This window comes from Pseudomonas graminis (assembly GCF_013201545.1).
Lineage (GTDB): Bacteria > Pseudomonadota > Gammaproteobacteria > Pseudomonadales > Pseudomonadaceae > Aquipseudomonas.
On record NZ_CP053746.1, the window covers coordinates 2776092 to 2796195 of the forward strand.

Genomic DNA, 20104 nt, shown 5'->3' on the forward strand with positions numbered 1-20104 from the left:
AGAACCCATGCCCGCCATTGACCATCCCATGATCGACCGCTTCCTCGACGCCCTGTGGCTGGAGAAAGGGCTGTCGGACAATACGCGCGATGCCTATCGCAGTGACCTTGCATTGTTCAACGGCTGGTTGCAGGAAAAAGGCGTGGACCTGATGAGTGTCAGTCGGGAAGCGATTCTCGACCACCTGGGGTGGCGGGTCGACAATGGCTACAAACCTCGCTCGACGGCGCGACTGCTTTCCGGTGTGCGCGGCTTCTATCGCTACCTCCTTAGGGAGAAGCTGATCGCGGTCGACCCGACGTTGCAGGTCGACATGCCGCAGTTGGGTAAGCCACTGCCCAAATCCTTGTCCGAAGCCGACGTTGAAGCATTGCTGGCCGCGCCGGACCTGAGCGACGCCATCGGTCAGCGCGACCGGGCCATGCTGGAAGTGCTCTATGCCTGCGGACTGCGGGTAACCGAACTGATCAGCCTGACGCTGGAGCAGGTCAACTTGCGCCAGGGCGTCTTGCGCATCATGGGCAAGGGCAGCAAGGAGCGTCTGGTGCCGATGGGGGAGGAATCGATCGTCTGGGTTGAGCGCTACATGCGCGACGCTCGCCATGAGTTGCTCAATGGTCGGCCCAGCGATGTGCTGTTTCCCAGCCAGCGCGGTGAGCAGATGACCCGCCAGACCTTCTGGCACCGCATCAAGCATCAGGCCAAAGTCGCCGGCATCGGCAAATCCCTTTCCCCTCACACCCTGCGTCACGCCTTCGCCACCCACCTGCTTAACCACGGCGCCGACCTGCGCGTCGTGCAGATGCTCCTCGGCCACAGCGACCTGTCGACGACGCAAATCTACACCCACGTCGCCCGCGCGCGGTTGCAGGACATGCATGCGAAGCACCACCCGAGGGGGTAGCGGACTTCATGAATTTACGACCTGTCTTACATCAGCGAGCGTCGGCCTCGCGAGCCTTATGTGATAGGCTTTGCCGGTTTCGCAGATCAGGGCCCTGAAAACATCCCGGTGCTTTTTTGCCACCCGTTTTCAGCCCGGCCCGTCTGCTCACCGCTCGAGGAGTTTTCATGCGCGTCACTCGTTTTCTCGGTGCTGCCGTTGTAGCGCTGGCCAGCTCTTTCAGCCTTTTTGCCCACGCCGACGAGGCGTCTGACAAAGCCATTCGCAAGACCCTGGAATCGCTCAATCTGGAAATTCCCGTCGAGAGCATTTCCAGCAGTCCGCTGAACGGCCTCTACGAAGTCAATCTGAAAGGCGGTCGTGTGCTGTATGCCAGCGGCGACGGCCAGTTCGTGATGCAGGGCAACCTGTACCAGATGCAGGCCGGCAAGCCGGTCAACCTGACCGAAAAGGTTGAGCGTCAGGCGATTTCCAAGACCATCAATGGCATTCCTGCCGCCGAGATGGTCGTCTACCCCGCCGTGGGCGAGACCAAATCCCATATCACGGTGTTCACCGACACCACCTGCCCGTACTGCCACAAACTGCACGCCGAAGTGCCGGAGCTGAACAAGCGCGGCATTGAAGTGCGTTATGTGGCGTTCCCGCGTCAGGGCCTGGGTTCGCCGGGCGACGAGCAACTCCAGGCAGTCTGGTGCTCCAAGGACCGCCGCGGTGCCATGGACCGCATGGTCGATGGCAAGAATATTCAGGCGCCCAAGTGCGACAACCCGGTCACCAAGCAGTTCGAGATCGGCCAGTCCATCGGCGTGAACGGCACACCGGCCATCGTGTTGGCTGACGGTCAGCTGATTCCGGGCTATCAGCCAGCGCCGCAAGTGGCCAAACTGGCGCTGAGTGCCAAGTAATTTCGTTTATGGCAGCCTCCTGCGGTCAACACTGAAGCGGCCTGTCACCAGCGCTTCATCAATAGCGAGCCGTGCTGAATGCGGCTGATTCCACGGCCGGCCTTGCGTCGGCCGTTTTATGGGGAGTTCATAGTGAAACCGGTCAAAGTAGGCATCTGTGGGCTGGGTACTGTCGGTGGCGGTACCTTCAATGTGCTAAAGCGTAACGCCGAGGAAATTGCCCGCCGTGCCGGGCGTGGAATCGAAGTGGCGCAAATTGCCATGCGTACACCAAACCCCAATTGCCAGATTACCGGTACCCCGACCACGACCGACGTATTCGACGTGGCGAGCAACCCTGAAATCGACATCGTCATCGAGCTGATCGGCGGCTATACCATCGCCCGCGAACTGGTGCTCAAAGCCATCGAAAACGGCAAGCATGTGGTCACCGCCAACAAGGCGCTGATCGCCGTGCACGGCAACGAGATTTTCGCCAAGGCCCGGGAGAAGGGCGTCATCGTGGCTTTCGAAGCGGCGGTGGCAGGCGGTATTCCGGTGATCAAGGCCATTCGTGAAGGCCTGTCTGCCAACCGCATCAACTGGGTCGCCGGCATCATCAACGGCACCGGCAACTTCATCCTCACCGAGATGCGCGAAAAAGGCCGCACCTTCCCGGACGTCCTCGCTGAAGCGCAGGCGCTGGGCTATGCAGAAGCCGATCCGACCTTCGACGTCGAAGGCATCGACGCGGCGCATAAGCTGACGATTCTGGCGTCCATCGCCTTTGGCATCCCGCTGCAGTTCGACAAGGCCTACACCGAAGGCATCACCAGGCTGACCACCGCCGACGTCAATTACGCCGAAGCGCTGGGCTACCGGATCAAACACCTGGGCGTCGCCCGCAGCACGCCGAGCGGTATCGAGCTGCGGGTGCACCCGACCCTGATCCCGGCGGATCGCCTGATCGCCAACGTCAACGGTGTGATGAACGCCGTGATGGTCAACGGCGACGCGGCCGGCTCGACATTGTTCTACGGCGCAGGTGCCGGCATGGAGCCCACCGCTTCGTCCGTCGTGGCCGATCTGGTCGACGTGGTCCGTGCCCTGACCACCGACCCTGAAAATCGCGTCCCGCATCTGGCCTTTCAGCCCGATTCGCTGTCGGCCCACCCGATCCTGCCGATCGACGCGTGCGAAAGCGCCTACTACCTGCGCATTCAGGCCAAGGATCATCCCGGCGTGCTGGCGCAGGTGGCGAGTATCCTGTCCGAGCGTGGCATCAACATCGAATCGATCATGCAGAAAGAAGTCGAAGAACATGACGGCCTGGTGCCGATGATTCTGCTGACCCACCGCGTGGTCGAGAAACGCATGAACGATGCGATCGAAGCGTTGGAGGCGCTCGAAGATGTCGCCGGTCCGGTTGTGCGCATCCGCGTCGAGCATCTGAACTGAGACGAGCCGCAAGCGTTAAGCGGCAAGCTGCACTTAACAGCAAACTTATATCGCGATGAGCCTCGAGCCCCGGGCTGTAGGTCAAACACAAAGCGTTTTGACTTGCAGCTCGCCTCTCGGAGCTTGCCGCCCAAACCGAAGGTTTGAACAATGCGCTATATCAGTACCCGCGGCCAGGCACCGGCCCTGAATTTCGAAGACGTGCTGCTGACCGGTCTGGCAAGCGATGGCGGTCTGTATGTGCCGGAAAACCTGCCGCGCTTTACTCAGGAAGAGATCGCGTCCTGGGCCGGACTGCCTTATCACGAGCTGGCTTTTCGCGTGATGCGTCCGTTCGTGACGGGCAGCATCCCCGACGCGGATTTCAAAAAGATTCTCGAAGAAACCTACGGCGTTTTCTCCCACACTGCGGTGGCGCCGCTGCGCCAGCTGAACGGCAACGAGTGGGTATTGGAGCTGTTTCACGGCCCGACCCTGGCGTTCAAGGATTTCGCCCTGCAACTGCTGGGTCGTCTGCTGGATTACGTGCTCGAAAAGCGCGGCGAACGCGTGGTCATCATCGGCGCCACCTCGGGTGACACTGGCTCGGCCGCCATCGAAGGCTGCCGTCGTTGCGATAACGTCGACATCTTCATCCTGCACCCGAACAACCGCGTGTCCGATGTTCAGCGCCGCCAGATGACCACCATCTTCGGTGAGAACATCCATAACATCGCGATCGAAGGCAACTTCGACGACTGCCAGGAAATGGTCAAGAACAGCTTCGCTGATCAGGGCTTCCTCAAGGGCACGCGTCTGGTGGCGGTGAACTCGATCAACTGGGCGCGGATCATGGCCCAGATCGTCTACTACTTCCACGCGGCCCTGCAGCTGGGTGGTCCGGCGCGTTCGGTGGCGTTCTCCGTGCCGACCGGCAACTTCGGCGACATCTTCGCCGGTTACCTGGCCCGCAACATGGGCTTGCCGATCAGCCAACTAGTGGTTGCCACCAACCGCAACGACATCCTGCATCGCTTCATGAGCGGCAATCAGTACGTCAAGGAAACCCTGCACGCCACGCTGTCGCCGTCGATGGACATCATGGTGTCGTCCAACTTCGAGCGTCTGCTGTTCGACATGCATGGTCGCAACGGCGGCGCGATTGCCGAGCTCATGGCCAACTTCAGGCAGGGCGGCGGTTTCAGCGTCGAGGAAGAGCGGTGGACCGAGACCCGCAAGCTGTTTGATTCCCTGGCGGTCAGTGACGAAGACACCTGCAAAACCATCGCTGAAGTGTTCGCCAGCACCGGCGAGTTGCTGGATCCGCACACCGCGATCGGCGTAAAAGCCGCGCGGGACTGCCGCCGCAGTCTGGACACGCCGATGGTGATTCTGGGCACAGCGCATCCGGTCAAGTTCCCGGACGCCGTGCTAAAAGCCGGTGTAGGAAAAGCGCTCGAGCTGCCTGCACATTTGTCTGATTTGTTTGAGCGAGACGAACGCTGCACTGTCCTGCCAAATGATCTCAAGGCCGTACAGGCCTTTGTCAGCCAGCACGGTAATCGTGGCAAACCTCTCTGACGGTATCGTCGTGTAACAACTAAGGCCCGCCTCGCAGCGGGCCTTGTTTTTTCTGCGTGCCACACTTCCGAAGAATTTTAATTCTCGGATAAGCCTGTGGTTGTTAAACATTTTTACTCAACGGTATTCAACGGCCGTCACCTTGATTTCGGACCGGCGCTGTGGGCGGTGCTCCTGCTTGTGTGTCTCTACAGCCGCGTCGGCCATACCTCTGAAAACCTGCCTTTCGCTTTGGGCGCGCCATTCCTTGCGCAACAGCCGTTGGCGCTTGATGACGCGGACCGCCAATGGCTGGACGCACGAAAAGTGCTTCGGGTCGGTATTTCCGTCGCCGATCACGAGCCCGTCGACATCACCGCCGACCGTAATCGGTATCAGGGCATCAGTGCGGATTACCTCAGCGTGGTCACTGCCCGGTTGGGGATTCCCACCCATGTGCAAGGGTTTGCCAAGCGTGCACACGCGGTGGACGCGTTGCTGGCCGGAGAAATCGACGTGCTGACCAGCGCCAGCGGGTTCGAGCGAAACACAGCCGGGCTGGCGTTCACGCCTGAATACGTGCCGGACCGTGCGGTGGTGGTCGGACGCGGCAACGACATTGGCCTCAAGCCATCGCTCGAGAACAAGCGCGTGCTATTGCTGGATGGCTATGCCGATGCTGCAGTGGTGCAGCGAACCTACCCCAAAAGCGAGATCGTGCTTGCCCCCACGCTTTACAGCGCCATGGAGGCACTGGCTCACGAGGATGCCGACGCACTGATCGCGAATGAGCTGATGGTCCAGTCCTACAGCGTGTTGCGGCCCTATCTTGGGTTACAGATCAAGTTCGACAGTCTGTTGCCGCCCGTGGGATTTTCCTTCGCATTTCGTGAACAGGAGCCAAAGCTGCTGCAGCTTTTTGGCCTTGCCCTGGCGGACATGGATGAATCACTGAACCGTGAAATCCACGGGCGATGGACCGTTGGCCTCGGCGCAGATCCGGATCATCGGCAAGTCAGTTTCAGCGCCGGCGAACAGCTATGGATTCGCAAGCATCCGCGGGTCATCGTGGCGTCAACCCAGCACCCTCCGTATGTCTACAAAGACGCTCGAGGGCGATGGGTGGGGTTGAACGTCGATCTGCTGTCGCGCATTTCGCGTCTGACCGGACTGCAGTTCGTGTACGAGGACGCGGCTTCCACCCATGCGCTGCTGGAGACATTGGCAGACGGCGGTGCACACATGAACACCACGCTGGCCGAAAACCCGGCGCGCAAGAAGCTGCTGGATTTCACCTATGCCTTCGGCGGCAACAGCTGGGTATTTCTGTTGCGCGCCGACAGCGACGCGTCCCTGCAATTGTCGGACATGGCCGGCAAGGTGCTGGCACTTCCTGCGCAGCATGCGTTGCTGGAGTTCATCCAGAAGCGCTATCCCGACATCCGCTTGCGGCTTGTGCCCACTTATGCTGAGGCGCGACAGTTGGTCGAGGAGGGCGAGGCGGACGCAACGCTGCAGAACGAGGCGGGTGCATGGATCTCTCCTGGCGAACTGAAAGTGGGGCGCAGCGTCGAAGGCCTGTGGTCGCCGGACAGATTTTCCGTGGTCAAGACCCATCCCGAATTGCTCAGCATTCTGAACAAGGCGCTGGAAGAATTTCCTGTGGCTGAAATGCGTGCGATCCGCCTCAAATGGCTTGGCGCGGGCGCCGTTCCACCCTCGGTCTGGAATCGTATACCGGCGTGGATTTACTGGGTCATGAGCGTTTCGCTGCTGCTGGGCATTGTGTCTCTGGCCTGGAGCAGCCGTCTGAAATTTCAAATTCACCAACGCCAGCGCGCGGAAGAACAGCTGGGTGATCAGTTGGCCTTCAAACGCACGCTGCTCAACAGCATCCCGAACCCGATTTACGTACGTGATCTTCAGGGGCGGCTGATTGCCTGCAATCGCAGTTATGAGGAAAGCTTTGGCATCGGTTACGAGCAACTGCAGGGACGGCGCCTGATCGATGTCGATCTCGTTCCTGGCGACCTCGCCGAGCAAATGCACGCTGATTACATGAAGCTGCTGGACACGCAGCAGCCCGCATTTACCGAGCGCACCCTTACGCTTGCCGGGCGACAGATCCATGCCTGGCAATGGGCGGTGCCCTACCACCGCGGCGACGGTCAGTTGCATGGTTTGCTCGGCGGCTGGATCGACATCAGCGAGCGCAAGCGCCTTGAGTCTGAGTTGCGTGACGCGCGCACGGCAGCGGAGGAGGCGGCAGGGCAGTTGCGCGCGCTGCTCGACGGCATAGGGCAGGCAAAGGCTCCGGAGGAGTGAATTCCGCCTGTCACAATCGGCAGGCATGCTCGGGGATCAGACTGCCGGAATCAGGTGCGCTTGAGTTCGCGCATTCCGGCTCTCGAACTTTTCACTGCTGCCAATGGTCATTGGTTAGCACCTTTGCATTCAAACTGTTGAGTGGTGATCCGGATGGAAAATATCAGCTTGCTACTGAGCGAAGCGCTGTCCCCTTATCAGGTGAATATTGGCCCTGCCGGTATCCTGGGCGAGCGCCTGGTGACGCTGAAAAATCCAGCGGGTGCGATGGTAATCGAACGTGTTTTCTCTGCATCGCAATTGGGCGACAAGCGTCAGCTGACGGACGTGGTAGATGGTCTGCACCGTGACTTGATGGTGGCAGAAGGGCGCATCGAGCCTTGCGTAATCGCCGCCTTGCGCAATGTTTCGCAGTCCGCCGCTTATGCTGCAGCTCGACCTTTTGTCTGAGCTGCGGGGAACCTTCTCAATTCAGTAGGCTCCTATCAGTTACGGTAGGCGCAGGCATTGTGCTCCGGTGTTCATGCTGCCTGCCGTGCCGGTCCAAGATGGACCGCGGTTGACCCCGAGCAGTCTCCCCGCTGCTCGGGGTTTCTTTTGTCTGAAATTCGGCTTTTCGCGCCAGACAGCGGTTTACCCCGCGTCAATTCGGCGGCTCCTCGAAGAACGTCTGGGCGTCGCGAAGATACTCCTCCTTCTTGACCATCCACTCCGCATAAAACCCGATCAGTCGCGTCACTCGCAGCACGCGCATTTCCCGGTTGATGATGTCCATCGCCGCGCGTCCCTTGTCTGTTTTTGAACAGGCAATGTGAGCGAACTGGTATTTGGGCACGCCCTTGACCGGCAGAAACTCCAGGTCCTCCAGGGGGATGCCTTGTTGCTGGGCGTGAAAGCGCGCCTCCGGCCAGTAACTGATGATCGCCTGAAAGCGATCCAGTCGTTCCATCTCCAGCATGCTGCCGACCGCCGCGTTGCCGTAGTGCAGGATCAGTCGATTGGGGTGAGTGGTCTCGCGCAGCACTTTGTCGATGACCGGGCCGTAACTGCGTCCACCGACGATGCCGACATCGACGCTGTCGCTGGCCAGCAAGGCGGCAAGGTCCAGACGCCCGTCGGCATCCATGAACGCCGCGAAGAATGCCTGACGCCTGCGTTCGATGGTCACGCCATTACTGGGCGTGGCGTACGCAGGGATGGAAAACAGAATGGTTTTGTCCCGCTCCGGCGTCCATAGCAGGGTGGGGTCGCAGGCGAACACATCGGGGTCATTGAGCATCTGCGTTCCGCGCGCGCGGTTGACGTGCATGATCTGATGATCGTATTCCGGCATCCGTGCCGTCAGCTCGGGCATCAGCTTGTCGATGGCCCCCTGGCCCGCGAGTGGGCCGGAAAATATGGTCAGGGGCGGGAAATCGCGCAGCAGCCAGATCAGCGTTTCACGCGCCGACGCGGTAGCGGGCAGGCAGGCGAACAGCGCGACGATCAGCAAGGCGCGCATTCGGGAACCGGTGTCATGCATGGAACCGTTGACCCTCATCGACAGCGTCTCGCAGCAAGGAATCGGTGATGTGCTTCATTTATTTAACACATGTCGTACGGGCTTGAGTAACCCCTCGCGAATGTTGTGCCCCATCCCCCATTCGAAGGGCGACCCGCATCGCTCATCGAGTTCGGTCGTTCAACGGGGCTGCATCGGGTAGACTTGCCGCCTTTCCCGTCTCTCTAGAAGCCCGTTCATGGCCCAGCCGTCCACGACCTACAAGTTCGAACTCAATCTCACCGACCTTGATCGCGGTGTCTATGAAACCGTCAAGCAGACCATCGCCCGTCATCCTTCGGAAACCGAAGAGCGCATGACCGTGCGCCTGCTGGCCTACGCCTTCTGGTACAACGAGCACCTGTCGTTCGGCCGGGGTCTGTCCGACGTCGACGAACCTGCCTTGTGGGAAAAGAGTCTGGACGATCGCGTTCTGCACTGGATCGAAGTGGGCCAGCCTGATGCCGACCGCCTGACCTGGTGCTCGCGCCGCACCGAACGCACCAGCCTGCTGGCCTACGGCAGTCTGCGGGTGTGGGAAGGCAAGGTCATCCCGGCGATCAAGACACTGAAGAACGTCAACATCGCGTCGGTCCCCCAAGAAGCGCTGGAAGTCCTGTCCAAAGACATGCCTCGGGTGATCAAGTGGGACGTGATGATCAGCGAAGGCACGATCTTCGTCACCGATGATCGCGGCCAGCACGAAGTGCAATTGCAGTGGCTGGCAGGCGAGCGGGGCTGATTCACGCCTGCACCGCGACGGCCTCGCAATGCTGTTGCCAAGGCATCGCGACGGCATCGCTACCTCCTGCCAGTCCCAACGAGAATCCCAGCGGAACCTGAATGCGCATCGAACCACGCGAGTTACCTGACACCTTGCCTTTTCTTGGCGATCTGCCGCCCTTGCTCACCCGGTTGTACGCAGCACGCGGTGTGGCCTCGGAGGCAGAGCTCGACAAGGGCCTAGCCCGGTTGATCCCCTATCAACAGCTCAAAGGCATCGACGCCGCCGTCGATCTGCTGGTGACGGCCTTTCAGCAGCGTCAGCGCATCCTCATCGTCGGAGACTTCGATGCCGACGGCGCGACGGCCAGCACGGTCGGCGTGTTGGGCCTGCGCCTGCTGGGTGCGGCGCATGTGGACTACCTGGTGCCAAACCGTTTCGAATTCGGTTACGGCCTGACACCGGAAATCGTTCAGGTCGCGCTTGAGCGCCAGCCCGAGCTGTTGATGACCGTGGACAACGGCATTTCCAGCGTCGAAGGTGTGGCGGCAGCGAAAGCAGCAGGCTTGCAGGTATTGGTCACCGACCATCATTTGCCTGGTCACGAATTGCCGGCGGCCGACGCCATCGTCAACCCGAACCAGCCCGGCTGCACGTTCCCGAGCAAGTCGCTGGCCGGTGTCGGCGTGATCTTTTATGTGTTGATGGCCTTGCGCGCGCGACTGCGAGACATCGGCTGGTTCGAGGGCCGCGCTCAACCCAATCTGGGCGAGTTGCTGGATCTGGTGGCGCTGGGTAGCGTCGCTGACGTGGTGCCGCTGGATGCCAACAATCGGATTCTGGTGCACCAGGGATTGATGCGCATCCGCGCCGGGCGTGCGCGTCCGGGGTTGCGCGCCATTCTCGAAGTGGCCCGTCGCGAGGCCTCGCGGATCACCTCCACCGACCTGGGCTTCATCATCGGCCCGCGCCTGAACGCCGCCGGGCGTCTGGATGACATGAGCCTGGGCATCGAATGCCTGCTGTGTGATGACGAGACCGAGGCGCGGGAAATGGCCGTGCGCCTTGACGAGCTCAATCAGGACCGCAAATCCATCGAACAGGGCATGCAACGAGAAGCGCTGGCCCAGCTCAAGGACCTGCCGCTGGAGTCGATGCCGTTCGGGCTGTGTCTGTTCGAGCCCGAGTGGCACCAGGGCGTGATCGGCATTCTGGCCTCGCGCATGAAAGAGCGTTATCACCGCCCGACCATTGCATTCGCCAGCGCCGGCGAGGGGGTGCTGAAAGGCTCGGCGCGTTCGGTGCCGGGCTTTCACATCCGCGATGCACTCGATGCCGTGGCGGCGAGGCATCCCGAGCTGATCAGCAAGTTCGGCGGCCACGCGATGGCGGCCGGGCTGTCGCTGCCGGAGGGCAACTTCCCGGCATTTGCCGAGGCCTTCGACACCGAGGTTCGCCGCCAGCTCAAGGAAGAGGACCTGACCGGCCGGCTGTTGTCCGACGGCACCCTGGCGGTGGAAGAATTTCATCTGGAACTGGCCCGTGCCCTGCGCAACGCCGGCCCATGGGGACAGCATTTTCCCGAACCGTTGTTCCATGGCGTGTTTCAGCTGGTGGAGCAGCGAGTGGTCGGCGAGCGTCATCTGAAGATGGTACTCAAGACCGAGTGCGGCAGCGTGAAGCTTGAAGGCATCGCCTTCAGCGTCGATCGCGAGGTATGGCCCAACCCGACGGTGCGCTGGGTCGAGCTGGCGTACAAGTTGGACCTGAACGAATTTCGCGGCAACGAAACCGTGCAATTGATGGTGGTTCACCTCTCACCACGCTGAGCCCCGATCAACGTGCGGTGTGCTACTGACGCTTTCCCGGCTAAAGCCGGTTCCACGGGTGCACGCGTTGCTTTTTAGTGGGACCGGCTTTAGCCGGGAAGAGGCCTGTTTGAGCACCCTCAGTTTCGCAGCGCGACCCCCGACGCCTTTTCCGGCCAAAGCCAGTCCTACAGGTGCACGGGGTGTGTCAGCAGGACCGGCTTCAGCCGGTAAACGACTGAACCCTCACTTCTCTCGGGTTGTCGACTAGGCTCAAGGTTCGCAACCTATGGAACCTGCCACACGATCTGAGAGGTCCCTATGAGCCTGCTGCTTGAACCCTATACCCTTCGCCAACTGACACTGCGCAATCGCATTGTGGTTTCGCCAATGTGTCAGTACTCCTGCGCCGAGGGCCTGGCCAACGACTGGCATCTGGTCCATCTGGGCAGCCGCGCGGTTGGCGGCGCCGGGCTGATCTTTACCGAAGCGGCGGCAGTTACCCAGGACGGTCGTATCACTCCGGAAGACCTCGGCATCTGGAACGACGAGCAGATCGCACCGCTGCAACGCATTACTCGCTTCATCGAGGCGCAAGGCGCGGTGGCCGGTATTCAGCTGTCCCATGCCGGACGCAAGGCCAGCACATGGCGTCCGTGGGTGAGCCAGAGCGGCGCTATCCCTGCCGACCAGGGCGGCTGGGCGACCTGGGGTCCGTCGGACATCGCTTTCGATCCGAGTTACACCACGCCCACTGCGCTGGATGAAGCCCAGATTCAGGAGGTCATCAAAGCCTTCGCTGACGGTGCCAAACGTGCCTTGACCGCAGGTTTCAAAGTGGTCGAAATCCACGCTGCCCACGGTTATCTGCTGCATCAGTTCCTGTCGCCGCTGAGCAACCAGCGTCAGGATCAATACGGTGGCTCCTTCGAAAACCGCATTCGTCTGACCCTGGAAATCACCAAAGCCGTGCGTGAAGTCTGGCCCGCGGAGCTGCCGGTGTTCGTGCGTGTCTCGGCCACCGATTGGGTGGAGGGGGGGTGGAACGCGGATGAAACCGTCGAACTGGCCAAGCGCCTGAAAGAGTTGGACGTCGATCTGGTTGACGTGTCTTCCGGCGGTACTGCAGCCAAAGCCGAGATTCCAGTGGGCCCGGGTTATCAAACCGAGTTCGCCGCTCGAGTGCGCAGTGAATCCGGCATTGCCACCGGCACCGTGGGCATGATCACCGAACCCACCCAGGCCGACACCATTCTGCGGACGGGTCAAGCCGACCTGATTTTCCTCGCCCGTGAGCTGCTGCGCGATCCGTACTGGCCGCTGCAGGCCGACGAAGCCCTCGGTGGACGCCAGGCCACATGGCCTGCGCAATACCAGCGTGCAACGCACCGCGACCAGCCGATTCATGAGTCGGATTTGCGGGATTGAGGCGCAGCCTCGGGACGCCTGTATAGGCTCTTCTCTGATAGATATAGGGTCAGATGGCTTGCCGAAGCAGGTCACTGACCCATTGGTTGATACTTTTGTGTGCCAACTCCGCCTGTGACGCCACGCTCGCATGCAACTCAGGTTCCAGCCGTAAGCTCAGCTTCCCGGAGTAGGTTTTTTGAGGTTCGCGCCCCAAGCGTTTGCAGACGTCCAGATAATCGTCTACCGCCTCCTCGAAGGCTGCGCGAAGCTCCTGTACCGACTGGCCGTGAAAGCCAATCACGCCTTTGACGCCCGCTACATGACCTACGAACAGGCCGTCCTCATCGCTGTAATTGATCCGGGCTGAGTAGCCTTTGTAATTCATGATGTTCATGGGTTGACTCCTGCGTGCTCAAGGAACACTCGCGCGTCTCGAACCTGGTAGGGTTTCGCCTTCTTATCTGGATGCGGGCGGTGGAAGGTAAACATGATACTGACAAGCCTCCGCCTAGGGACATGCTGTAGGAAAAGGGGACGGGTCAACGCTCTGCCTTCCGAATCTATCGATACCCTCACTTGCCCCCACTCCCCGCCACGCTTTCCCCGCCCCGAGTCAGGTAGTACGCGCCGAGGATCGGCAGCATGGTCACCATCATTACGAGCATCGCCACCACATTGGTCACCGGCACGTCCCGTGGGCGGCTGAGTTGGTTGAGCAGCCAGAGGGGCAGCGTGCGCTCATGCCCGGCGGTGAAGGTGGTGACGATGATTTCGTCGAACGACAGGGCAAACGCCAGCATGCCGCCGGCCAGCAGCGCCGAGCCAAGGTTGGGCATGATGATGTAGCGGAATGTCTGCCAGCCGTCGGCGCCGAGGTCCATCGACGCTTCGATCAGGCTGTGGGACGTGCGGCGCAGGCGGGCGATGACGTTGTTGTAGACGATCACCACACAGAAGGTCGCGTGGCCGACAATGATGGTGAACAGGCCCGGCTCGATCCCCAGGGTCTTGAATGCCGACAACAAGGCCAGCCCGGTGATGATGCCGGGCAGGGCGATGGGCAGAATCAGCATCAGCGAAATGCCGTCCTTGCCGAAGAAGTCCCTTCTGTACAACGCCGCCGACGCCAGCGTGCCGAGCATCAGTGCGATCAGCGTGGCAGCGCAGGCGATTTGCAGCGACAGCTTGATCGACTCCAGCACGTCAGGCCGCGCGAACGCCACGCTGATCCACTTCAGGGTGAAGCCTTTCGGCGGGAAACTGAAAGCGGCGTCTTCGGTGTTGAAGGCGTAGACGAAGATGATCAGGATCGGAAAGTGCAGAAACACCAGTCCGCCCCAGGCGGCGATCTTCAGGCCCCACGACGCTTTTTCAGAGTGCATCGAAAGCCCCCAGTCGTTTGACGATAGCGAGATAGACCGCGATCAGCACAATAGGCACCAGCGTGAACGCCGCCGCCATGGGCATGTTGCCGATGGCGCCTTGCTGGGCGTACACCATGCTGCCAATGAAGTAGCCCGGCGGGCCGATCAGTTGCGGCACGATGAAATCCCCCAGCGTCAGCGAAAACGTGAAGATCGAGCCCGCCGCAATGCCCGGCACCGACATCGGCAGAATCACGTGCGTGAACGTCTGCCGAGGCGTGGCGCCGAGGTCGGCGGAGGCGTGCAGCAGTGAAGGCGGCAGGCGTTCGAGGGAGGCCTGAATCGGCAGGATCATGAACGGCAGCCAAATGTAGACGAACACCAGAAAGCGCCCCAGGTGCGAGGTCGATAACGTGCTGCCGCCGACGCCGGGCACGCTCAACAGCCACTGCAACACCGGCGCCAACCCCAGATGCTGTACGAACCATTGCGCGACGCCGCCCTTGGCGAGCAGCAGTGTCCATGCGTATGCCTTGACGATGTAACTGGCCCACATCGGCATCATCACCGCGATGTAGAAAAACGCCTTGGTTTTGCCGGTGGTGTAGCGCGCCATGTAGTACGCGATGGGGAAGGCGACGACCGCGCTGGCGATGGACACCGCGACCGCCATGGTCAGGGTGCGCCGGATGACGTCGAAGTTGGCCGGGTTGAACAGCGCGCCGACGTTAGCCAGGGTCAGGTCCGGCGTCACGGTCATGCTGAAGTCGTCGAAGGTATAGAGGCCTTGCCACAACAGGCCCAGCAGCGAGCCGAGGTAAATCGCGCCAAACCAGAGCAGCGGCGGGATCAGCAGAAGCGACAGGTACAGATTCGGGCGTCGATACAGCAGGCCGGAAAAACGCCGGAGTGGCGATTGCCGTTGCGTCGGCGCCGAGCCAGTGAACGTCTGAACCATCTCAATGCGCCTCGCCCGGCGCGTCATGCAGCGCAACCATCGCCTCCCGCGCCCAGCGAACGGTAACGCGTTGCCCCGACGGGTAGCGCGCGCCGGTGTCCAGCCACTGATCGTTGGCCTGGCTGACTGTGAGCGTCTGGCCGTTGTCCAGTTTGACCTCGTAGCGGGTGGCACTGCCCTGATATTGAACGTCGTGCAGCACGCCGCTGACCTGAACCTCGTGGCTCGCCCCAACGCCCTCGGCAAACCGAATATGCTCCGGCCGAATGGAAAACGCGCCCGGGCTGCCGCTCAACGCCTGGGCCAGTTCGCCGCGCACAACGTTGGAGGTGCCCACGAATTCCGCCACAAAGGTCGTCGCTGGTTTCATGTACAGATTGCGCGGCGTATCAACTTGTTCGATACGGCCCTTATTGAACACCGCGACCCGGTCCGACATCGACAGCGCTTCGGTCTGGTCGTGGGTGACGAAGATGAACGTGATGCCCAGCTGGCGCTGCAGTTTCTTCAGCTCGCTCTGCATTTGTTCGCGCAACTTCAGGTCGAGGGCGCCGAGGGGTTCGTCGAGCAGGAGCACCCGCGGCCGATTGACCAGCGCGCGCGCCAGGGCCACACGCTGGCGCTGGCCGCCGGACAGTTGCACGGGTTTGCGCGCACCATAGCCATCGAGCGCGACCATGTTCAGGGCCTCGTCGGCCCGCTTGATTCGTTCGGCCTTGCCGACGCCTTTGACTTTCAGGCCGTAGGCGACGTTGTCCCGTACGTTCATGTGCGGGAACAACGCGTAGTCCTGAAACACGGTGTTGACGTCACGCTGATAGGGCGGCAACCCGGCCGCTTCCTGGCCATGAATGCGGATCGAGCCGGCGCTGGGTTGCTCGAAGCCGGCGATCAGGCGCAGGCAGGTGGTCTTGCCGGAGCCCGAGGGGCCGAGCATGGAAAAGAACTCGCCGTCCTCGATATCGATGGACACCCGGTCCACGGCTTTCACCGCGCCGAACAGCCGAGAGACCTGAGTGAACTGGACAGCGTGAGTCATCGCCTAACGCCCACCCATGATCGCAATGTAATCCTGAGTCCAGCGGCTATACGGCACGTATTTGCCGCCCTCGGCCTGGGGTGTTTTCCAGAAGGCGATCTTGTCGAACAGGTCGAATCCGTTGGTCTCGCAGCCCTCGGCGCCCAGCAGTTCGTTGCCCTTGCACGCTTCAGGCACCACCGGCAGGGAGCCGAACCAGGCCGCAACGTCGCCCTGAACTTTCGGTTGCAGCGACCAGTTCATCCATTTGTAGGCGCAGTTGGGGTGTTTGGCCTCGGCGTGCAACATCGTCGTATCGGCCCAGCCGGTGGCGCCTTCCTGGGGGATGGTCGAGGCGACGGGCTGCTTGTCGGCGACCAGCCCGTTGACCATGTAACCCCACGAACTGGACGCCGCCACGCCTTCGTTTTTCACGTCGCTCATCTGCACCGTCGCGTCATGCCAGTAGCGATGAACCAGCGGCTGCTGGGCGCGAAGCAGGTCGAGCACGGCTTTGTACTGGGTCTCGGTGAGCTGGTAAGGGTCGACAATGTTCAATTCCGGCTTGGCGGTCTTCAGATACAGCGCGGCGTCGGCGATGTAGATCGGCCCGTCGTAAGCCTGGACCCGACCCTTGTTCGTTTTGCCGTCGGGCAAATCCTGTGGCTCGAACACCACGCTCCAGCTCACCGGCGGCGTCTTGAATACGTTGGTGTTGTACATCAGCACGTTCGGGCCCCACTGGTAGGGCGTGCCGTACGTTTTGTTCTCGACTGTGTACCAGGGCCCGTCTTTCAGGCGCGGGTCGAGGGTTTTCCAGTTCGGGATCAGCGTGGGGTCGATGGGCTGCACCCGCTTGCCGGCGATCAGGCGCAAGGACGCGTCTCCCGAGGCGGTGACCAGGTCATAGCCGCCCTTGGTCATCAGGCTGACCATCTCGTCGGAGGTCGCGGCGGTCTTGACGTTGACCTTGCAGCCAGTCTCCTGTTCGAAGCCGGTCACCCAGTCGTAGGCCTTGTCGCTTTCGCCGCGCTCGATATACCCCGGCCACGCCACGATATCCAGTTGTCCCTCGCCATCGCCCACTGCCGTGAGTGCTTCAGCGGCCTGCACCGCACCACTGGTGAATAGGGCGCTGATCACGGCGCTCAGAATCGCGGTCTTGTGCACGGACATGGTGGGGTTGCCTCTTGGTGGTTGTTTGGGCAGAGATCGGTGGTGCAGAGCGTAGTGCCCAGTTCGATCCTCGACAAACTTTGATGCAGCAAATACCGAGCCCATTCCAGCAGGCTGAGGCGCTTCAGTGAAAACCCTTCGTCACCCGGCGCAGGACACCCGGCCGCCGCAACATTCAGAAGCAAACCGGCCCAACGGGCGCAGGTGCCTTCGTCTTAACCTGCGGGTCGAATCGTCTGTCCCTCTTCTAAAGGTGAAGTCATGAACACTCGTGGTTTACTCGATCAACTCTTGAAATCCGGCCAGGACCTGCTGCAAAACAAGGCCGGCGCCCACGACAAGAGCGGCAACAACGGGCAGGGCGGTCTAGGTGATCTGCTTGGAAAAGTCAGCGGCGGCAAGTTGGGCAGTGGCATGGGCGGGAATTTGGGCGGTGGGCTGGGCGGGCTGCTCTCCGGTGCCGGTGGCGGTGCATTGGCGGCAGGCGCGATGGGCTTGCTGATGGGCAACAAAGGCGCACGCAAGCTGGGTGGCAAAGCGCTCACCTACGGCGGGCTCGCGGCCCTGGGCGTGCTGGCCTACAAGGCCTACGGCAACTGGCAGGCGAGTCAGGGTGTGGCGCAACCGGCTGAGCCGCAAACCGTGGACCGCGTGCCCCCGGCCCAGGTCGAACAGCACAGCGAGGCCATCTTGCGGGCGCTGGTGGCAGCGGCCAAGTCGGACGGGCATGTCGACGAGCGTGAACGCGAACTCATCGAAGGCGAATTCACCCGCATCACCGGCGACAACGAACTGCAGCAATGGCTGCACGCTGAACTCAACAAACCGCTGGACCCTGCCGACGTGGCCCGCGCAGCGCGAACCCCGGAAATCGCCGCCGAGATGTACCTGGCCAGTGTGATGATGGTCGACGAAGAACACTTCATGGAGCGTGCTTACCTGGACGAACTCGCCAAGCAGTTGAAACTCGATCCGGCGCTCAAAACCGAGCTTGAGCATCAGGTTCGGCAGGCGCAGCCGTAAGCGGTCAGTCTCTGCCGCATCGGTTACAAAAAACTGAGTGCCTGCAAGTCCCCCGGGTCAGCCCCCATAATCATTGGAGACTGACCCGCATTCCTCTCCCGCACTCCAAAAGTCCCATTCATACATCCGCCTTCAACGCATTCGTACCATCAAGCAACGCCACATCAAGCCGATAGCGTGTAAGACACTTCCGATCTGGCTGTGCGATATGGCGTTTTCCTTGTCGGAAACGGCCCGTTTATTGGGAAGTCACTAAGCTATACTCCCGCTCGTTTTGGACCGTTCGTCGGTCCGCTTCTTGAACCCGGTCATGCCGGCGTTGAACCCTTGAGGGCTGACTGTGAAGAACTGGACGTTGCGTCAACGGATTTTGGCGAGCTTCGCTGTCATCATCGCCATCATGCTGTTGATGGTGGTTGCGGCTTTCAATCGCCTGTTGGTCATCGAAAACAGCGGAGACGCGGTGAGGCTGGACGCGCTCCCCGGCGTTTTCTACAGCAGCACCGTGCGCGGCGCCTGGGTTGAAAGCTACGTAGCCACCCAGCATCTGCTGGTTGAAGGCGCGGGTCGCGACCTCACCAGCGCTGAAGAAGACCAGTACAAAGAATTCGAAGATCGCCTGCAGGCGCAGATCGTCAATTACCAGAAAAGCATCTTCGACGAATCGGATCGCAACGACTTCGCCCAGTTTCTGCAATTGCGCGAACGCTACCAACTGGTACTCAACGGGGTGCTAGCGGCTTACCAGGGCGATAACTACGCGCTGGCCCAACGGATGTTCACCGAGCAACTTACGCCCGCGTGGTTTGAGGGTCGCAAACAGCTCAACGCACTCGGCGCCAAGAACAAGGTGGTCGCCGACAAGGCATCCGACGCCATCCAGGCCGCTGTTTCCAGCGCCAAAATCACCCTCGGTATCTCGCTGATCATCGCATTGCTGGCGGCCGCCGCGTGCGGTCTGTTGCTGATGCGCGCGATTCTGGCGCCGATGAATCGCATCGTGCAGATCCTCGACACCATGCGCACTGGCGACCTGAGCACACGACTGGCGCTGGACCGCAACGATGAGTTCGGATCGGTGCAGACCGGTTTCAACGACATGGTCGCCGAACTGGCCGCGTTAGTGTCCCAGGCCCAGCGCTCGTCGATTCAGGTGACCACCTCGGTGACCGAGATCGCCGCCACCTCCAAGCAGCAACAGGCAACCGCCACCGAGACCGCCGCGACCACCACGGAAATCGGCGCTACGTCCCGCGAGATTGCCGCGACGTCCCGGGATCTGGTGCGCACCATGACCGAAGTGACGTCGGCGGCGGATCAGGCTTCGGTCCTGGCGGGCTCCGGTCAGCAAGGCCTGGCGCGCATGGAAGAAACCATGCACTCGGTCATGGGCGCGGCCGATCTGGTCAACTCCAAGCTGGCGATCCTCAATGAGAAGGCCGGCAACATCAATCAGGTTGTGGTGACCATCGTCAAAGTCGCCGACCAGACGAACCTGCTGTCGCTCAACGCCGCGATCGAAGCGGAAAAAGCCGGTGAATACGGCCGTGGTTTCGCCGTGGTCGCCACCGAAGTCCGCCGCCTGGCCGACCAGACCGCCGTTGCCACTTACGATATCGAGCAAATGGTTCGCGAGATCCAGTCGGCGGTGTCGGCGGGCGTCATGGGCATGGACAAGTTTTCCGAAGAAGTGCGTCGTGGCATGTACGAAGTGACCCAGGTCGGCGAGCAGCTTTCGCAGATCATCCATCAAGTGCAGGCCTTGGCGCCGCGTGTGTTGATGGTCAACGAAGGCATGCAGGCCCAGGCCACGGGCGCCGAACAGATCAACCAGGCGCTGGTGCAGCTGGGCGATGCCAGCAGTCAGACTGTGGAATCCCTGCGTCAGGCCAGCTTCGCCATTGATGAACTGAGTCAGGTGGCGGTGGGGCTGCGTAGCGGCGTTTCGCGTTTCAAGGTCTGAGCCAGGC

At 61.2% G+C, this 20104-nt stretch carries 16 protein-coding genes and 2 pseudogenes; 11 read left to right on the forward strand and 7 right to left on the reverse strand.

The window, feature by feature from the left end; genetic code table 11:
• Positions 1 to 7: 7 nt before the first annotated feature.
• The 6 genes and pseudogenes from xerD to FX982_RS12495 all read left to right on the forward strand — a co-directional run bounded on the left by xerD (position 8) and on the right by FX982_RS12495 (position 7563).
• On the forward strand, positions 8 to 904 hold the full coding sequence (xerD, locus tag FX982_RS12470) for a site-specific tyrosine recombinase XerD (protein WP_172610883.1): 897 nt from the start codon (positions 8 to 10) through the stop codon (positions 902 to 904).
• Between the two features lie 167 nt (positions 905 to 1071).
• Positions 1072 to 1812 carry a bifunctional protein-disulfide isomerase/oxidoreductase DsbC gene (dsbC, locus tag FX982_RS12475; protein ID WP_122535070.1) on the forward strand — a complete coding sequence of 247 codons (741 nt, stop codon included), beginning with the start codon at positions 1072 to 1074 and terminating at the stop codon, positions 1810 to 1812.
• A 132-nt stretch (positions 1813 to 1944) separates the two neighbouring features.
• Complete coding sequence (locus FX982_RS12480; RefSeq protein WP_172610885.1) at positions 1945 to 3249, forward strand: homoserine dehydrogenase; 1305 nt, start codon at positions 1945 to 1947, stop codon at positions 3247 to 3249.
• 150 nt (positions 3250 to 3399) lie between these two features.
• Positions 3400 to 4809: a threonine synthase gene (gene thrC, locus FX982_RS12485; protein WP_172610887.1), complete on the forward strand. Its 1410-nt coding sequence runs from the start codon at positions 3400 to 3402 to the stop codon at positions 4807 to 4809.
• A 159-nt stretch (positions 4810 to 4968) separates the two neighbouring features.
• Positions 4969 to 7053 (forward strand): annotated as a pseudogene (locus FX982_RS12490) (transporter substrate-binding domain-containing protein); the annotation flags it as partial.
• 213 nt (positions 7054 to 7266) lie between these two features.
• Positions 7267 to 7563, forward strand: a complete 297-nt coding sequence (locus FX982_RS12495) for a DUF3509 domain-containing protein (RefSeq protein WP_122535073.1) — start codon at positions 7267 to 7269, stop codon at positions 7561 to 7563.
• A gap of 193 nt (positions 7564 to 7756) precedes the next feature.
• Here FX982_RS12495 and FX982_RS12500 read toward each other — a convergent pair whose 3' ends face one another.
• Entirely contained in the window at positions 7757 to 8614 is an 858-nt protein-coding gene (locus FX982_RS12500; protein ID WP_172610889.1) for a TIGR02285 family protein, read from the reverse strand.
• Positions 8615 to 8852: 238 nt separating this feature from the next.
• On the opposite strand from FX982_RS12500, the gene FX982_RS12505 reads away from it, so the two are divergent.
• The 3 genes from FX982_RS12505 (at position 8853) to FX982_RS12515 (ending at position 12613) form a co-directional block, all read left to right on the forward strand.
• A complete protein-coding gene (locus FX982_RS12505; RefSeq protein WP_065989944.1) occupies positions 8853 to 9395 on the forward strand; it encodes a YaeQ family protein in 543 nt (180 codons plus the stop codon).
• 101 nt (positions 9396 to 9496) lie between these two features.
• On the forward strand, positions 9497 to 11206 hold the full coding sequence (gene recJ / locus FX982_RS12510) for a single-stranded-DNA-specific exonuclease RecJ (RefSeq protein ID WP_172610891.1): 1710 nt from the start codon (positions 9497 to 9499) through the stop codon (positions 11204 to 11206).
• A 300-nt stretch (positions 11207 to 11506) separates the two neighbouring features.
• Entirely contained in the window at positions 11507 to 12613 is a 1107-nt protein-coding gene (locus FX982_RS12515; protein ID WP_172610893.1) for an NADH:flavin oxidoreductase/NADH oxidase, read from the forward strand.
• A 49-nt stretch (positions 12614 to 12662) separates the two neighbouring features.
• Here the strand turns inward: FX982_RS12515 and FX982_RS12520 are convergent, their stop codons facing one another.
• The 6 genes and pseudogenes from FX982_RS12520 to ydcS form a co-directional block, all read right to left on the reverse strand.
• The gene (locus FX982_RS12520; protein ID WP_172610895.1) at positions 12663 to 12989 is read right to left on the reverse strand and encodes a type II toxin-antitoxin system HicB family antitoxin; all 327 of its coding nucleotides are present in this window, start codon (positions 12987 to 12989) and stop codon (positions 12663 to 12665) included.
• A pseudogene (locus FX982_RS24790) lies at positions 12986 to 13081 on the reverse strand (type II toxin-antitoxin system HicA family toxin); the annotation flags it as partial. The gene FX982_RS12520 and the pseudogene FX982_RS24790, both read right to left, overlap by 4 nt.
• Before the next feature lie 86 nt (positions 13082 to 13167).
• Positions 13168 to 13977: an ABC transporter permease gene (locus tag FX982_RS12525; RefSeq protein WP_172610896.1), complete on the reverse strand. Its 810-nt coding sequence runs from the start codon at positions 13975 to 13977 to the stop codon at positions 13168 to 13170.
• Positions 13967 to 14917 carry an ABC transporter permease gene (locus tag FX982_RS12530; protein ID WP_172610898.1) on the reverse strand — a complete coding sequence of 317 codons (951 nt, stop codon included), beginning with the start codon at positions 14915 to 14917 and terminating at the stop codon, positions 13967 to 13969. Before FX982_RS12530 ends, FX982_RS12525 begins: the two co-directional genes overlap by 11 nt.
• 1 nt (position 14918) lies before the next feature.
• Positions 14919 to 15956 (reverse strand): ABC transporter ATP-binding protein, encoded by a 1038-nt coding sequence (locus FX982_RS12535; RefSeq protein ID WP_172610900.1) that lies wholly within the window; start codon positions 15954 to 15956, stop codon positions 14919 to 14921.
• A gap of 3 nt (positions 15957 to 15959) precedes the next feature.
• The gene (gene ydcS, locus FX982_RS12540) at positions 15960 to 17111 is read right to left on the reverse strand and encodes a putative ABC transporter substrate-binding protein YdcS (protein ID WP_172610902.1); all 1152 of its coding nucleotides are present in this window, start codon (positions 17109 to 17111) and stop codon (positions 15960 to 15962) included.
• 261 nt (positions 17112 to 17372) lie between these two features.
• Here ydcS and FX982_RS12545 point away from each other — a divergent pair, with 261 nt between their 5' ends.
• Positions 17373 to 18134, forward strand: coding sequence for a tellurite resistance TerB family protein (locus tag FX982_RS12545; protein WP_172610904.1), 762 nt, complete (start codon positions 17373 to 17375; stop codon positions 18132 to 18134).
• Positions 18135 to 18474: 340 nt separating this feature from the next.
• Positions 18475 to 20097, forward strand: a complete 1623-nt coding sequence (locus FX982_RS12550; protein ID WP_172610906.1) for a methyl-accepting chemotaxis protein — start codon at positions 18475 to 18477, stop codon at positions 20095 to 20097.
• Positions 20098 to 20104 lie beyond the last annotated feature (7 nt).

Bases quoted from the DNA above. Each gene is read 5' to 3' on its own strand.
- xerD (WP_172610883.1), top strand. From the start codon at position 8: ATGCCCGCCATTGACCATCCCATGATCGACCGCTTCCTCGACGCCCTG.
- dsbC (WP_122535070.1), top strand. From the start codon at position 1,072: ATGCGCGTCACTCGTTTTCTCGGTGCTGCCGTTGTAGCGCTGGCCAGC.
- thrC (WP_172610887.1), top strand. From the start codon at position 3,400: ATGCGCTATATCAGTACCCGCGGCCAGGCACCGGCCCTGAATTTCGAA.
- FX982_RS12495 (WP_122535073.1), top strand. From the start codon at position 7,267: ATGGAAAATATCAGCTTGCTACTGAGCGAAGCGCTGTCCCCTTATCAG.
- FX982_RS12500 (WP_172610889.1), bottom strand. From the start codon at position 8,614: ATGCGCGCCTTGCTGATCGTCGCGCTGTTCGCCTGCCTGCCCGCTACC.
- FX982_RS12505 (WP_065989944.1), top strand. From the start codon at position 8,853: ATGGCCCAGCCGTCCACGACCTACAAGTTCGAACTCAATCTCACCGAC.
- recJ (WP_172610891.1), top strand. From the start codon at position 9,497: ATGCGCATCGAACCACGCGAGTTACCTGACACCTTGCCTTTTCTTGGC.
- FX982_RS12515 (WP_172610893.1), top strand. From the start codon at position 11,507: ATGAGCCTGCTGCTTGAACCCTATACCCTTCGCCAACTGACACTGCGC.
- FX982_RS12520 (WP_172610895.1), bottom strand. From the start codon at position 12,989: ATGAACATCATGAATTACAAAGGCTACTCAGCCCGGATCAATTACAGC.
- FX982_RS12525 (WP_172610896.1), bottom strand. From the start codon at position 13,977: ATGCACTCTGAAAAAGCGTCGTGGGGCCTGAAGATCGCCGCCTGGGGC.
- FX982_RS12530 (WP_172610898.1), bottom strand. From the start codon at position 14,917: ATGGTTCAGACGTTCACTGGCTCGGCGCCGACGCAACGGCAATCGCCA.
- FX982_RS12535 (WP_172610900.1), bottom strand. From the start codon at position 15,956: ATGACTCACGCTGTCCAGTTCACTCAGGTCTCTCGGCTGTTCGGCGCG.
- ydcS (WP_172610902.1), bottom strand. From the start codon at position 17,111: ATGTCCGTGCACAAGACCGCGATTCTGAGCGCCGTGATCAGCGCCCTA.
- FX982_RS12545 (WP_172610904.1), top strand. From the start codon at position 17,373: ATGAACACTCGTGGTTTACTCGATCAACTCTTGAAATCCGGCCAGGAC.